12 protein-coding genes are annotated in these 13,502 nt (G+C 56.5%); 9 read left to right on the top strand and 3 right to left on the bottom strand.

What is annotated here, in order from left to right; all coding sequences use genetic code 11:
• Positions 1 to 38: 38 nt before the first annotated feature.
• The 4 genes from ACMGGE_RS15500 to psiE all read left to right on the top strand — a co-directional run bounded on the left by ACMGGE_RS15500 (position 39) and on the right by psiE (position 4,080).
• Positions 39 to 677, top strand: a complete 639-nt coding sequence (locus tag ACMGGE_RS15500; RefSeq protein ID WP_024906676.1) for a YjbF family lipoprotein — start codon at positions 39 to 41, stop codon at positions 675 to 677.
• Positions 674 to 1,411 carry a capsule biosynthesis GfcC D2 domain-containing protein gene (locus tag ACMGGE_RS15495; RefSeq protein WP_420293929.1) on the top strand — a complete coding sequence of 246 codons (738 nt, stop codon included), beginning with the start codon at positions 674 to 676 and terminating at the stop codon, positions 1,409 to 1,411. The genes ACMGGE_RS15500 and ACMGGE_RS15495 overlap by 4 nt, the downstream gene beginning before the upstream one ends.
• Positions 1,411 to 3,507, top strand: coding sequence for a YjbH domain-containing protein (locus tag ACMGGE_RS15490; protein ID WP_023345255.1), 2,097 nt, complete (start codon positions 1,411 to 1,413; stop codon positions 3,505 to 3,507). Before ACMGGE_RS15495 ends, ACMGGE_RS15490 begins: the two co-directional genes overlap by 1 nt.
• Before the next feature lie 162 nt (positions 3,508 to 3,669).
• Positions 3,670 to 4,080: a phosphate-starvation-inducible protein PsiE gene (gene psiE, locus ACMGGE_RS15485; RefSeq protein ID WP_021242727.1), complete on the top strand. Its 411-nt coding sequence runs from the start codon at positions 3,670 to 3,672 to the stop codon at positions 4,078 to 4,080.
• A 97-nt stretch (positions 4,081 to 4,177) separates the two neighbouring features.
• Here the strand turns inward: psiE and malG are convergent, their stop codons facing one another.
• The 3 genes from malG to malE form a co-directional block, all read right to left on the bottom strand.
• Complete coding sequence (gene malG / locus ACMGGE_RS15480) at positions 4,178 to 5,068, bottom strand: maltose ABC transporter permease MalG (protein WP_008500077.1); 891 nt, start codon at positions 5,066 to 5,068, stop codon at positions 4,178 to 4,180.
• Positions 5,069 to 5,082: 14 nt separating this feature from the next.
• On the bottom strand, positions 5,083 to 6,627 hold the full coding sequence (gene malF, locus ACMGGE_RS15475; protein WP_048030187.1) for a maltose ABC transporter permease MalF: 1,545 nt from the start codon (positions 6,625 to 6,627) through the stop codon (positions 5,083 to 5,085).
• Positions 6,628 to 6,747: 120 nt separating this feature from the next.
• Positions 6,748 to 7,938: a maltose/maltodextrin ABC transporter substrate-binding protein MalE gene (malE, locus tag ACMGGE_RS15470; protein ID WP_045909150.1), complete on the bottom strand. Its 1,191-nt coding sequence runs from the start codon at positions 7,936 to 7,938 to the stop codon at positions 6,748 to 6,750.
• A 370-nt stretch (positions 7,939 to 8,308) separates the two neighbouring features.
• Between malE and malK the strand changes: the two genes are divergently transcribed.
• From malK to ubiA, 5 genes are all read left to right on the top strand, one after another.
• Entirely contained in the window at positions 8,309 to 9,418 is a 1,110-nt protein-coding gene (malK, locus tag ACMGGE_RS15465) for a maltose/maltodextrin ABC transporter ATP-binding protein MalK (protein ID WP_008500080.1), read from the top strand.
• Between the two features lie 71 nt (positions 9,419 to 9,489).
• Positions 9,490 to 10,815, top strand: a complete 1,326-nt coding sequence (locus ACMGGE_RS15460; protein WP_074168353.1) for a maltoporin — start codon at positions 9,490 to 9,492, stop codon at positions 10,813 to 10,815.
• A gap of 112 nt (positions 10,816 to 10,927) precedes the next feature.
• A complete protein-coding gene (gene malM, locus ACMGGE_RS15455; protein ID WP_048226423.1) occupies positions 10,928 to 11,881 on the top strand; it encodes a maltose operon protein MalM in 954 nt (317 codons plus the stop codon).
• Between the two features lie 180 nt (positions 11,882 to 12,061).
• Complete coding sequence (gene ubiC, locus ACMGGE_RS15450; protein WP_021242729.1) at positions 12,062 to 12,559, top strand: chorismate lyase; 498 nt, start codon at positions 12,062 to 12,064, stop codon at positions 12,557 to 12,559.
• Positions 12,560 to 12,572: 13 nt separating this feature from the next.
• Positions 12,573 to 13,442 (top strand): 4-hydroxybenzoate octaprenyltransferase, encoded by an 870-nt coding sequence (ubiA, locus tag ACMGGE_RS15445; RefSeq protein ID WP_063622879.1) that lies wholly within the window; start codon positions 12,573 to 12,575, stop codon positions 13,440 to 13,442.
• The last annotated feature ends 60 nt before the right edge of the window (positions 13,443 to 13,502 follow it).

The following is a 13,502-nucleotide window of genomic DNA, read 5'->3' as shown; positions in this document are numbered from 1 at the left end:
ACTTCGGTGTGGTTATTTCGCCCCTTCGGAGAAGAGTCGTGAAGCGACCTGCAATCATTCTGATTTGCCTGCTGCTGCAGGCGTGCTCGGCCACCACTAAGGGGCTGGGAAACTCACTGTGGGAAAGCCTGTTCGGCACACCGGGCGTGCATCTGACCGATGACGAACTTCAGAACATGCCCTATGCCAGTCAGTACATGCAGCTTAACGATGGCCCGCAACTGTTTGTGGTGCTCGCTTTCGATGAAAACGGGCAGCAGAAATGGGTGACGCAGGATCAGGCCACCATCGTGACGCAGCATGGCCGTATCGTGAAAACCCTGTTGGGCGGCGATAACCTGCTGGAGGTGAATAATATCGCCGACGACCCGCTGATCAAGCCGAACCAGATCGCCGACGGCGCAGGCTGGACGCGCACGATGGGCTGGACCGAACACAAGCAGGTGCGTTACGCCACGGCACGCTCGACCTTCCGCTGGGACGGCACCGACAGCGTGAAAGTCGGCAGCGACGAAACGCAGGTTCGCGTGCTGGATGAAGAGGTCACCACCGACCAGGCCACCTGGCATAACCGCTTCTGGATCGACGAGGAAGGGCAGATCCGTCAGTCCTTACAGTATCTCGGTGCCGGTTTCTTCCCGGTCAAAACCACCCTGATCAAGGCGGCGAAATCATGAAAACGCTCATTCACGTTGCGCTTATCGCCAGTTTTGCCGCGCCGCTGGCATGGTCCGCCGGGACAGTAAAGGTCTACACGCCGGACAGTGAAAAACCCAAAACCTTAACCCACGCCGAACACCTGCTCGATCTTGTCGGACAGCCAAGGCTCGCCAACAGCTGGTGGCCAGGCGCGGTCATCGCTGAACGGCAGAAGACCGTGGAAGCGGAACAGCAGCACAAGGCGCTTCTTGCCAGGCTAACGGGACTCGCGGAACAGGAAGATGGCGACGACGCGGCGGCCATTAATAGCGTCCGTCAGCAACTGCAGGCGCTGAAGGTGACGGGCCGACAGAACGTCAATCTTGACCCGGATGACGTGCGCGTCACGGAAAACGGCAACCCCACGCTGGAAGGGGACTATACGCTCTGGCTTCCGGCGAAGCCGACGACGGTGACCGTGATGGGGCTTATCAGCAGCCCGGGTAATAAGCCCTTTACCCCCGGTCGTGACGTGGCGAGCTATCTCGACGAGCAGAGTCTGCTGAGCGGCGCGGATAACAGCTATGCCTGGGTGGTTTACCCTGACGGCCAAACGCAAAAAGCCCCCGTCGCTTACTGGAATAAGCGTCATATCGAACCCATGCCGGGCAGTATTATTTTTGTCGGTTTTGCCGACCATTTCTGGACGAAGGCGTATGACGGGCTTAACGCCGATATCCTTCACTCCCTGATTCAGCGGATACCGGAATAATGAAAAGAACCTATCTCTACAGCATGCTGGCGCTCTGCGTGAGTGCCGCCTGCCATGCAGAAACGTATCCGGCACCCATTGGCCCGTCTCAGTCAGACTTCGGCGGCGTCGGTTTACTGCAAACGCCCACCGCGCGTATGGCGCGTGAAGGGGAAATTAGCCTTAACTACCGTGATAACGACCAGTATCGCTACTACTCGGCGTCGGTGCAGCTGTTCCCGTGGCTTGAAACCACGCTGCGCTATACCGACGTGCGGACGAAACAATACAGCAGCGTCGAGGCGTTCTCAGGCGATCAGACCTACAAAGATAAAGCCTTCGACGTCAAGCTGCGCCTGTGGGAAGAGAGCTACTGGATGCCGCAGGTCTCCGTGGGCGCCAAAGATATCGGCGGTACCGGCCTGTTTGACGCGGAATACATCGTGGCCAGCAAGGCCTGGGGACCGTTTGATTTCTCACTCGGTCTGGGATGGGGCTATCTCGGCACCAGCGGCAACGTGAAAAACCCGTTTTGCTCCTACAGCGATAAATACTGCTATCGCGATAACAGCTACCAGAAAGCGGGCTCCATCAACGGTGACCAGATGTTCCACGGTCCGGCGTCACTGTTTGGCGGCGTTGAATATCAGACGCCCTGGCAGCCGTTACGCCTGAAGCTGGAGTACGAGGGGAATGACTACTCGCAGGACTTCGCCGGGAAGATTGAGCAGAAGAGCAAGTTTAACGTCGGCGCCATTTATCGCGTCACCGACTGGGCCGACGTTAACCTCAGCTACGAGCGCGGCAATACGGTGATGTTTGGCTTCACGCTGCGTACCAACTTTAACGACATGCGGCCGCACTACAATGATAACGCGCGGCCTGCATACCAGCCGGAGCCACAGGATGCGATTCTGCAGCACTCCGTGGTGGCAAACCAGCTGACGCTGCTGAAATACAATGCCGGTCTGGCGGATCCGAAAATTCAGGTGAAAGGCGATACGCTTTACGTCACCGGCGAGCAGGTGAAATACCGCGACTCGCGGGAAGGGATCGAGCGCGCCAACCGGATCATCATGAACGATCTCCCGGACGGGATCCGCACGATCCGCGTGACGGAGAATCGTCTCAACCTGCCGCAGGTGACGACGGAAACGGACGTTGCCAGCCTTAAGCGCCACCTGGAGGGCGAACCGCTTGGGCATGAAACCGAGCTGGTGCAAAAACGCGTTGAGCCGATCGTGCCGGAGACCACCGAGCAGGGCTGGTATATCGACAAGTCGCGCTTCGATTTCCATATCGATCCGGTGCTGAACCAGTCCGTCGGCGGGCCGGAAAACTTCTACATGTATCAGCTGGGCGTTATGGCGACGGCGGATCTGTGGCTCACCGACCACCTGCTGACCACCGGCAGCCTGTTCGGCAACATCGCCAACAACTACGACAAGTTCAACTACACCAATCCGCCAAAAGACTCGACGCTGCCGCGCGTGCGTACCCGCGTGCGTGAGTACGTGCAGAACGATGCCTACGTGAATAACCTGCAGGCCAACTACTTCCAGTACTTCGGCAACGGCTTTTACGGCCAGGTGTACGGCGGGTATCTGGAAACCATGTACGGCGGCGCGGGGGCAGAAGTGCTTTATCGTCCTGTCGACAGCAACTGGGCGTTCGGGATTGATGCCAACTACGTCAAACAGCGTGACTGGCGCAGCGCCCAGGACATGATGAAGTTCACCGACTACAGCGTCAAAACCGGCCACCTGACCGCCTACTGGACGCCGTCGTTCGCGCCTGACGTGCTGGTGAAAGCCAGCGTCGGCCAGTACCTGGCGGGCGACAAAGGCGGCACGCTGGACATCTCCAAACACTTCGACAGTGGCGTCGTGGTAGGCGGCTACGCCACCATCACCAACGTCTCGCCGGACGAATATGGGGAAGGGGATTTCACCAAAGGGGTTTACGTGTCGATTCCGCTGGATCTGTTCTCATCCGGTCCAACCCGCAGCCGCGCGGCCATCGGCTGGACGCCGCTGACGCGCGACGGCGGTCAGCAGCTTGGACGTAAGTTCCAGCTGTACGACATGACGAGCGATAAGAACATTAACTTCCGCTGATGCTTCACGCCGGGCGGCACTGCGTTTGCCCGGCCTACGGTTTTTGTAGGCCCGGTAAGCGCAGCGCCACCGGGCGAATGCGCTAAACATAAACAAAAAATATAGATCTCCGTCACATTTTTGCGTTATACAGAAACCTCGCCCTGGAGAATGAGGTGCTGTATGACATCCCTGACTCGCCCGCGCGTTGAGTTTATCTCAACTGTCCTCCAGACCGTGCTGAACCTCGGTCTGTTGAGCCTTGGCCTGATACTGGTCGTCTTTTTGGGTAAGGAGACGGTGCATCTGGCGGATGTGCTGTTTGCCCCTGAACAAACCAGCAAATATGCGCTGGTGGAAGGACTGGTGGTCTACTTTCTCTACTTTGAATTTATCGCCCTGATTGTGAAGTATTTTCAGTCCGGCTTTCACTTCCCGTTGCGTTATTTTGTCTACATCGGGATCACCGCGATTGTGCGGCTGATCATCGTCGATCATAAATCCCCGCTCGACGTGCTGATCTACTCGGCGGCGATCCTGCTGCTGGTGATCACCCTCTGGCTGTGTAACTCGAAGCGGCTGAAGCGAGAATAAAAAAATGGCGCTCCGAAGAGCGCCTAACAACAGTCACAAGTTGGGTCAATACAATACGTCTAAAGTTGAGGGTTGCAGTGGCATAACAAAATGAAACTTAACCTTTCACACCGCCCGCCGTCAGGCCGTTGACCAGCCAGCGCTGCGCCAGCAGGAACACCACGGTAATCGGGATGGCAGAGAGTACGGCCGCCGCGGCAAAGTCGCCCCACAGGTAGTTTTGCGGGTTGAGGTATTGCTGCATACCCACGGCCAGGGTGTAGCTGTTCACATCACGCAGTAACAATGAGGCAACCGGTACTTCGGTGATCGCAGCGATAAACGACAGGATAAACACCACCGCCAGAATCGGCACCGACAGCGGCAGCAGCACCAGGCGGAACGCCTGCCACGGGGTAGCCCCATCCAGCGCGGCCGCTTCTTCCAGCGAACCGTCGATGGTTTCGAAATAGCCTTTAATGGTCCACACATGCAGTGCGATACCGCCAAGGTAGGCGAAGATCACGCCACCGTGGGTGTTCAGACCGATAAACGGAATGTACTGGCCCAGGCGGTCAAACAGGGCGTACAGCGCCACCAGCGACAGCACCGCCGGGAACATCTGGAAAATCAGCATCCCTTTCAGCAGCGTCGCTTTGCCCGGGAAACGCATACGGGCAAAGGCGTAAGCGCAGGTGGTGGACAGCGCCACGATACCGATCGCGGTAATGCCTGCGATTTTCACCGAGTTCCACAGCCACAGCAGCACCGGGAACGGCGGTGGCGTGACGCGGCCATCCGCGTGCTCCACGCTGAAGCCCAGCGCGAGCTTCCAGTGCTCCCAGGAGATTTCGTCCGGGATCAGGCTCCCGGTGGCAAAGTTACCCGAACGCAGGGAGATGGCGATTACCATCAGCAGCGGGAACATGATCGCCGCGATAAAAATCAGCAGGCCTAAATGCGTCGCCAGGAGGCGCAGTTTCTGAGATTTGGGTTGTACCATAGCCATGTTCAGTGCCCTCCTTAGTCAAATTTCATACGCGTGGCTTTCAGGTTCACTATCGCCAGTGCGCCTACCAGCAGGAAGATCAGGGTGGCAATCGCCGCCGCCAGACCGAAGTCCTGACCGCCGCCGCCTTCGAAGGCGATACGGTAGGTGTAGCTCACGAGCAGGTCGGTATAGCCTGCCGGCGTGGTGGTGCCCAGGCGGTCCGGGCCGCCGTTGGTCAACAGCTGAATCAGCACGAAGTTGTTAAAGTTAAAGGCGAAGCTGGCAATCATCAGCGGGGTGAGCGGCTTGATGAGCAGCGGCAGCGTAATCTTAAAGAAGTTCTGGAACGGGCCCGCACCGTCCATCGCCGAAGCTTCGTACAGGTCATCCGGGATGGCCTTCAGCAGCCCCATGCACAGGATCATCATGTACGGATAGCCCAGCCAGGTATTCACGATGATGATCATCGAGCGGGCGGTAGTTGGGTCGCTGAACCAGGCCGGTTTGATGCCGAACAGGGCGCTCAGCATCATGTTGATTTCACCGAAGCTCTGGTTAAACAGCCCTTTGAAAATCAGAATCGAGATAAACGACGGCACGGCATACGGCAGAATCAGCAGCACGCGGTAGATCGCTTTGCCCTTCAGGGATTCCCACTGGACAAGACAGGCCAGCACCATGCCCACGGCCACGGTGAGGATCACGGTCAGTACGGAGAAGACCACCGTCCAGACGAAGATGGCGAAGAACGGTTTCTGAATGCCTTCGTCGGTAAACACGCGGGTAAAGTTGTCCCAGCCGATGGTGACGGTGTAGCCCGGGCTGAGCTTGTCATCACCCCATTTGCCGTCGGCAGTAATGGACTGATAGAAACCAATGTCGTTATTCGGACGATATTTCACGCCGCTCTGGTTGTTGGTCAGCGTGCCGTCATCCGCCAGGGTATAGAGCGGTTGGGTACCTGAGAACTGGCGCAGCGAGCTCATGATCACTTTGCTTTCGTCCGGCAGCACGGCGGTGAGCTGGGTCAGCGCCTGACGGTTCTGGGTGATGACGCGCAGGTTGGCACGTTCACCTTCCGGCAGGGCTTGCGCCTCTTTTAAGGCCAGCTTCTGCTCGCCGCCAAATTTGAAGGCGTCAGAGACATAGTATTTCCCGCTTGCTTCGTCAGTGAGCGCTAACTTCCACTCATTGCCTGCAGGATAGAGGCCGAAGTTAAAGGTCTTGCCTGCCTGGTATGAGCGGTCCAGCAGGACCTGCTGCGCGCGTTCCTGCGCAAGCTGGTTGGTGCTGCTGTAGTTGGTAAACGCAATAGCGACGGTACAAATCAACGGGAACAGGACAAACAGCCCCATCCCGGCCACGCCAGGGTAGACATAGCGCCAGGCGTAGGCTTTACGGTTGGCGAAAATATACAGGCCAGCAGAGCTTAAAATCAGCGTCATGATGGCGAACAGATATTCCCCTTGTACGTACATTAAAACAACAAGGTAACCCACCAGCAGGCACAGCAGACCGATCGCTGACCACTTCAGCGCGTCGCTTTGCCACCAGCGTTTCTTTTTAATGACATCCATGGGGTTCTTCCTCTACAACGGTGGAATCTTATCGTCAGGTGGCGCTGCGCTTACCTGACCTACGGATCGTGCCGTAGTCGTAGGGCGGGTAAGCGCACGCGCTACCCGCCGTTTTTCTGCTTACTTAGTAATACGACCCTGAGCATCTTTCAGCGCGGCATCAACGGTCTGGCGACCGCTTGCAGCGTTGATAACCGCGGTACGGGTGGCGTACCAGAATGCGGCCATCTGTGGGATGTTCGGCATGATTTCGCCTTTCTGGGCGTTATCCATGGTGGCCGCGATACGTGGGTCTTTCGCCAGCTGATCCTGGAAAGATTTCAGCGCGACGGCGCCCAGCGGTTTGTCCTTGTTCACTTCATCCAGACCCTGATCGGTCAGCAGGTAGTTTTCGAGGAACTCTTTCGCCAGCTCTTTGTTCGGGCTGGCAGCGTTGATGCCTGCGCTCAGCACGCCAACGAACGGTTTAGACGGCTTGCCTTTGAAGGTTGGCAGCAGCGTCACGCCGTAGTTGATTTTGCTCTTATCGATGTTGGTCCAGGCCCACGGACCGTTGATGGTCATCGCGGTTTCGCCTTTGTTGAACGCCGCTTCCGCGATGGAGTAATCGGTATCCGCGTTCATGTGTTTGTTCTTGATCAGGTCAACCAGGAAGGTCAGACCCGCTTTCGCACCTGCGCTGTCGACGCCCACGTCTTTCACGTCGTATTTGCCGTTTTCAAACTTGAACGCGTAACCGCCGTCGGCAGCAATCAGCGGCCAGGTGAAGTACGGCTCTTGCAGGTTGAACATCAGGGCGGATTTACCTTTCGCCTTCAGCTCTTTATCCAGTTTCGGGATCTCTTCCCAGGTTTTCGGCGGGTTAGGAACCAGGTCTTTGTTGTAAATCAGAGACAGGGCTTCGACCGCGACAGGGTACGCGATCAGCTTGCCGTTATAGCGAACAGCATCCCAGGTGAACGGGAACAGTTTGTCCTGGAACGCTTTATCCGGGGTGACTTCAGCCAGCAGGCCAGACTGCGCGTAACCGCCGAAACGATCATGCGCCCAGAAGATGATGTCCGGGCCGTCGCCGGTTGCCGCAACCTGCGGGAATTTCTCTTCCAGTTTGTCCGGATGCTCTACGGTCACTTTGATGCCGGTGTCTTTCTCGAATTTTTTGCCCACTTCGGCCAGGCCGTTATAGCCTTTGTCGCCGTTAATCCAGATAACCAGTTTGCCTTCTTCAATTTTGGCGAGCGCCGGTGCGGAAATCATCATTGCTGCGAGGGCGGACAATGCGAAAACGCGTGCGCCAGTCTTGATATTCATATCTGCCATCCTTTTTGGTGATGTCTCGTGGTATGACTTCAGTGGTTCAACGTGACTCAGTCTCCTTATTTGACATCCTCTTTCCATCCTCCCAACCCCTACGCCCCACCCCCCGTTTGTGTGATCTCCGTTGCATAAATTTAAGTTATGAGTGCTGGCGCACATAAAAACGCACTGAATTTTGCAGGCGGCTTCACGAATTTTGCCCTGGCCCGCCCGTGCCGGTCGCAGAGCCTGCTCCCTCATCCTCCCGCCTCCTCCCCCATAAAAAAGCCGGGGGGTGGAGGATTCGGGAAAGTAATGGATACCCCATAGTGAACTTATCTTGAATGTTTCTGTCGGTGACAGGTTGTAACGAAGGGAGAAGGGCATGGCGAGCGTACAGCTGCGTAATGTAACGAAAGCCTGGGGTGACGTTGTGGTGTCGAAAGACATCAATCTGGACATCCACGAAGGTGAATTCGTGGTATTTGTCGGCCCATCAGGCTGCGGTAAATCAACTCTGCTGCGTATGATTGCCGGTCTTGAAACCATCACCAGCGGCGACCTGCTGATCGGTGATACCCGAATGAATGACATCCCGCCTGCCGAACGTGGCGTAGGCATGGTGTTCCAGTCTTATGCTCTCTATCCCCATCTTTCCGTCGCCGAGAACATGTCTTTTGGTCTGAAGCTGGCCGGCGCGAAGAAAGAGGTCATTAACCAGCGCGTGACGCAGGTGGCGGAAGTGTTACAGCTGGCGCACCTGCTGGAGCGTAAGCCGAAAGCGCTTTCAGGCGGTCAGCGTCAGCGTGTGGCGATCGGCCGTACGCTGGTTGCCGAGCCGCGCGTCTTCCTGCTCGATGAACCGCTTTCCAACCTGGATGCCGCCCTGCGCGTCCAGATGCGTATCGAAATCTCCCGTCTGCACAAGCGTCTTGGCCGCACGATGATTTACGTCACCCACGATCAGGTCGAAGCGATGACCCTCGCCGACAAAATCGTGGTGCTGGATGCCGGCCGCGTGGCGCAGGTGGGCAAACCGCTGGAGCTGTATCACTACCCGGCAGACCGCTTTGTTGCGGGCTTCATTGGCTCGCCAAAGATGAACTTCCTGCCCGTCAAAGTGACCGCGACAGCCATTGAACAGGTACAGGTGGAGCTGCCAAACCGCCAGCAGGTGTGGCTGCCGGTCGACAGCGCCAACGTACAGGTGGGGGCAAACATGTCCCTCGGTATTCGTCCTGAGCATTTACTGCCGAGCCACATCGCCGATGTGACGCTGGAAGGTGAGGTTCAGGTCGTCGAACAGCTTGGTCACGAAACACAGATTCATATCCAGATCCCCGCCATCCGTCAGAACCTGGTCTACCGCCAGAACGACGTGGTGTTGGTAGAAGAGGGTGCCACATTCGCTATCGGCTTGCCGCCAGAGCGCTGCCATCTGTTCCGTGAGGATGGCACTGCATGTCGTCGGTTGCACAAAGAGCCAGGCGTTTAAGCAATCCCAAAAGAAGACACGAAACCGACAGGTGAAGTGTTCAAAGAAAAGCAATGATCTCAGGAGATAGAATGATGATTACTCTGCGCAAACTTCCTCTGGCAGTTGCCGTAGCAGCGGGCGTAATGTCTGCTCAGGCAATGGCCGTGGATTTCCATGGTTATGCTCGTTCCGGTATCGGCTGGACGGGGAGTGGCGGCGAACAACAGTGCTTCCAGGCAACCGGTGCTCAAAGTAAATACCGTCTGGGTAACGAATGTGAAACCTATGCGGAACTGAAGCTGGGCCAGGAAGTGTGGAAAGAAGGCGACAAGAGCTTCTACTTCGACACCAACGTAGCGTACTCCGTGGCGCAACAGAACGACTGGGAAGCCACTGATCCGGCGTTCCGTGAAGCCAACGTGCAGGGTAAAAACCTGATTGAGTGGCTGCCAGGTTCCACCATCTGGGCCGGTAAGCGCTTCTATCAGCGTCATGACGTCCACATGATCGACTTCTACTACTGGGATATTTCAGGTCCTGGTGCGGGTATCGAAAACGTCGATCTGGGCTTCGGTAAACTGTCTCTGGCCGCGACCCGTTCTCAGGAAGCGGGCGGTTCATACATCTTCACCAGCAACGATATCTATCATAACTTCAAAGACACCGCTAACGACGTCTTCGATGTGCGTTTAGCGCAGATGGAAATCAACCCGGGCGGTACGCTGGAGCTGGGTGTTGACTATGGCCGAGCTAACAAAACTGACGGTTACAGCTTCGCTGACGGCGCATCTAAAGATGGCTGGATGTTCACCGCTGAACATACCCAGAGCATGCTGAAAGGCTACAACAAGTTTGTTGTCCAGTACGCTACCGATGCAATGACCACTCAGGGCAAAGGTATTCCTCAGGGTTCCTTCACCGGCAACAACTATGACAAAGACGCTGAAATTGGTGTTGTAGACAACAAGATCAACAACAACGGCTCTCTGGTTCGTATTCTCGACCACGGTGCGATCTCTCTGGGTGACAGCTGGGATCTGATGTACGTCGGTATGTATCAGGATATCGATCGTGACGACAACAACGGTACGACCTGGTACACCGTGGGTGTGCGCCCAATGTATAAATGGACGCCAATCATGAGCACCTTGCTTGAAGTGGGCTACGACAACGTTAAGTCGCAGAAAACTGACGATACCAACAACCAGTACAAAATTACCCTTGCACAGCAATGGCAGGCCGGTGACAGCATCTGGTCCCGTCCAGCGATCCGTGTCTTCGCAACTTACGCGAAGTGGGATGAGAAATGGGGTTATGACAACGGCATTGCAAAAAGCGATACCAAAGCCACAACCTACAGCCGCGGTGACAACGACGAGTGGTCCTTCGGCGCCCAGATGGAAATCTGGTGGTAATACCGTCTTAACCTGACGTAATGACCAAACTGAGGGGCGCAAGCCCCTCAATCCTTGGGACGGCGCGCTATTGCCTGGCTACCGCTGACCTGTGCATTTTGAGGTGATAACAATGAAAATGAACAAAACTCTCCTTGCCCTTTGTTTATCCGCAGGGCTGCTGGCGAGCGCGCCTGCTGTAACGCTCGCTAATGTGAATTTCGTTCCGCAAAACACAACATCCGCGCCGGCCATACCGGCCGCAGCGTTGCAACAGCTGGTCTGGACGCCTGTCGATCAATCTAAAGCCCAAACGACCCAGCTCTCGACGGGGGGACAACCGCTTAATGTTCCTGGCATCAGTGGCCCGGTGGTCGCATACAGCGTGCCCGCTAACATTGGCGAACTGACGTTAACGCTCTCCAGTGAAGTCAATAAACAGACCAGCGTCTTTGCACCGAACGTGCTGATTCTTGACCAGAACATGACGCCTTCTGCATTCTTCCCGAGCGAATACTTTACCTATCAGGAACCCGGTGTCATGAGCGCAGACCGCCTGGAAGGGGTAATGCGCCTGACGCCTGCGCTGGGTCAGCAGAAAATTTATGTTCTCGTCTTCACCACGGAAAAAGATTTGCAGCAAACCACTACGCTGCTTGATCCCGCTAAGGCCTATGCCAAAGGCGTAGGTAACGCCGTGCCGGATATTCCGGACCCGATTGCCCGCCATACCACTGACGGCCTTGTGAAGCTGAAAGTGTCGACCAGCAGTGCGTCCAGCGTCCTGGTTGGCCCGCTGTTTGGCTCCTCCGGTACCGGCCCTGTCACTGTAGGTAATACCGCTGCACCTGCCTATACCGCACCTGCTGCCACCGCAGCCGCACCGGTAGCGACCGCAGCGCCAGCCCCGGCGAAGAAAGCTGAGCCGGTACTGAACGACACCGAAGAATACTTCAACAATGCCATCAAGCAGGCGGTGAAGCGCGGCGATGTCGATAAAGCGCTGAAACTGCTTGATGAAGCCGAACGTTTAGGTTCAACCACTGCCCGTTCCACCTTTATCAGCAGTGTAAAAGGCAAGGGGTAACCGTTTCCCCGCAGTGCTGATTTGTTAGTCGTTTGGTGCGCCTGAGTGGGCGCACTTTTTTTCGTCTCCGCCGGGCTGTTGCACTCTTGTTGCGATCGTGATCGTTAAATAACGTTTGGCCCCCCTCAATCCGTGTTTCTGCGATACAATGCCTGTACGTTATGTATCGGAGAGTCTGGCATGTCACACCCTGCGCTAACGCAACTGCGTGCGCTGCGCTATTTCGACCAAATACCTGCGCTTGATCCCCAGCAACTGGACTGGTTACTGCTGGAAGATTCCATGACGAAACGTTTTGAGCAGCAGGGAAAAACGGTCACGGTGACCCTGATTCAGGAAGGGTTTGTCTCTGGCGATGAGATCGCCAACGAGCTGCCGCTGCTGCCGCACGAGCCACGTTACTGGCTGCGTGAAATTTTACTTTGTGCCGATGGCGAGCCGTGGCTTGCCGGGCGGACGGTGGTGCCCGAGTCCACCCTTTCCGGGCCAGAACTGGCGCTGCAACGTCTGGGGAAAACGCCGCTGGGGCGTTACCTTTTCACCTCGTCTGAGCTTACCCGGGATTTTATTGAGATTGGTCGTGATGCAGAACTGTGGGGGCGTCGTTCCCGCCTTCGCCTGAGCGGTAAGCCGTTAATTCTGACGGAGCTTTTTTTACCGGCATCGCCGTTGTACTAAGAGGAAGAAAAAAATGGAGTGGAGCCTGACGCAGAATAAGCTGTTGGCGTATCACCGCTTAATGCGTACCGATAAACCGATTGGCGCGTTGCTGCTGCTGTGGCCGACCCTATGGGCGCTGTGGGTTGCCACGCCGGGCGTGCCGCCGCTGTGGATCCTTGGCGTGTTCGTGGCTGGCGTCTGGCTGATGCGCGCGGCGGGCTGCGTGGTCAATGATTATGCCGATCGTAAATTCGACGGCCATGTAAAGCGTACTGCCGGTCGTCCGTTACCCAGCGGGCAGGTCACCGGGAAAGAAGCCCGCGTGCTGTTCATCATTCTGGTGCTGCTCTCTTTCCTGCTGGTGTTAACCCTCAACACTATGACCATTTTGCTTTCCGTCGCGGCCCTGGCTCTGGCCTGGGTTTATCCGTTTATGAAGCGCTATACCCACCTGCCTCAGGTGGTGCTCGGGGCGGCGTTTGGCTGGTCGATTCCGATGGCGTTTGCGGCAGTTAGTGAGTCCTTACCGCTCAGCTGCTGGCTGATGTTCCTGGCGAACATACTTTGGGCCGTGGCTTACGACACGCAATACGCGATGGTTGACCGCGATGACGACCTGAAAATTGGCATCAAATCCACCGCCATCCTCTTTGGCCGTCAGGACAAGCTGATTATTGGTATCCTGCAGGTCGCGGTACTGGCGCTGATGGTGGCGATCGGTCGCCTGAACGGGCTGAACTGGGAGTTTTACTGGTCCGTGCTGGTGGCGGGGCTGCTGTTTGCCTACCAGCAAAAGCTGATTGCGAAGCGCGAACGCGACGCCTGCTTCAAGGCGTTTATGAACAATAACTACGTCGGTCTGGTGCTGTTTTTAGGGCTGGCGATGAGCTACTTCATATAAAAAAAGCCGGGTGGCGGCTTCGCCTTACCCGGCCTACGATTTAGCAGGATATGTAGGCCC

Origin of the sequence: Enterobacter sp. BNK-22 (assembly GCF_048684805.1) — a bacterium.
Classification (GTDB): domain Bacteria; phylum Pseudomonadota; class Gammaproteobacteria; order Enterobacterales; family Enterobacteriaceae; genus Enterobacter; species Enterobacter quasiroggenkampii.
This window is presented reverse-complemented; position numbering and strand designations above follow the sequence as displayed.

Bases quoted from the DNA above. Each gene is read 5' to 3' on its own strand.
- ACMGGE_RS15495 (WP_420293929.1), top strand. From the start codon at position 674: ATGAAAACGCTCATTCACGTTGCGCTTATCGCCAGTTTTGCCGCGCCG.
- ACMGGE_RS15490 (WP_023345255.1), top strand. From the start codon at position 1,411: ATGAAAAGAACCTATCTCTACAGCATGCTGGCGCTCTGCGTGAGTGCC.
- psiE (WP_021242727.1), top strand. From the start codon at position 3,670: ATGACATCCCTGACTCGCCCGCGCGTTGAGTTTATCTCAACTGTCCTC.
- malG (WP_008500077.1), bottom strand. From the start codon at position 5,068: ATGGCTATGGTACAACCCAAATCTCAGAAACTGCGCCTCCTGGCGACG.
- malF (WP_048030187.1), bottom strand. From the start codon at position 6,627: ATGGATGTCATTAAAAAGAAACGCTGGTGGCAAAGCGACGCGCTGAAG.
- malE (WP_045909150.1), bottom strand. From the start codon at position 7,938: ATGAATATCAAGACTGGCGCACGCGTTTTCGCATTGTCCGCCCTCGCA.
- malK (WP_008500080.1), top strand. From the start codon at position 8,309: ATGGCGAGCGTACAGCTGCGTAATGTAACGAAAGCCTGGGGTGACGTT.
- ACMGGE_RS15460 (WP_074168353.1), top strand. From the start codon at position 9,490: ATGATGATTACTCTGCGCAAACTTCCTCTGGCAGTTGCCGTAGCAGCG.
- malM (WP_048226423.1), top strand. From the start codon at position 10,928: ATGAAAATGAACAAAACTCTCCTTGCCCTTTGTTTATCCGCAGGGCTG.
- ubiC (WP_021242729.1), top strand. From the start codon at position 12,062: ATGTCACACCCTGCGCTAACGCAACTGCGTGCGCTGCGCTATTTCGAC.
- ubiA (WP_063622879.1), top strand. From the start codon at position 12,573: ATGGAGTGGAGCCTGACGCAGAATAAGCTGTTGGCGTATCACCGCTTA.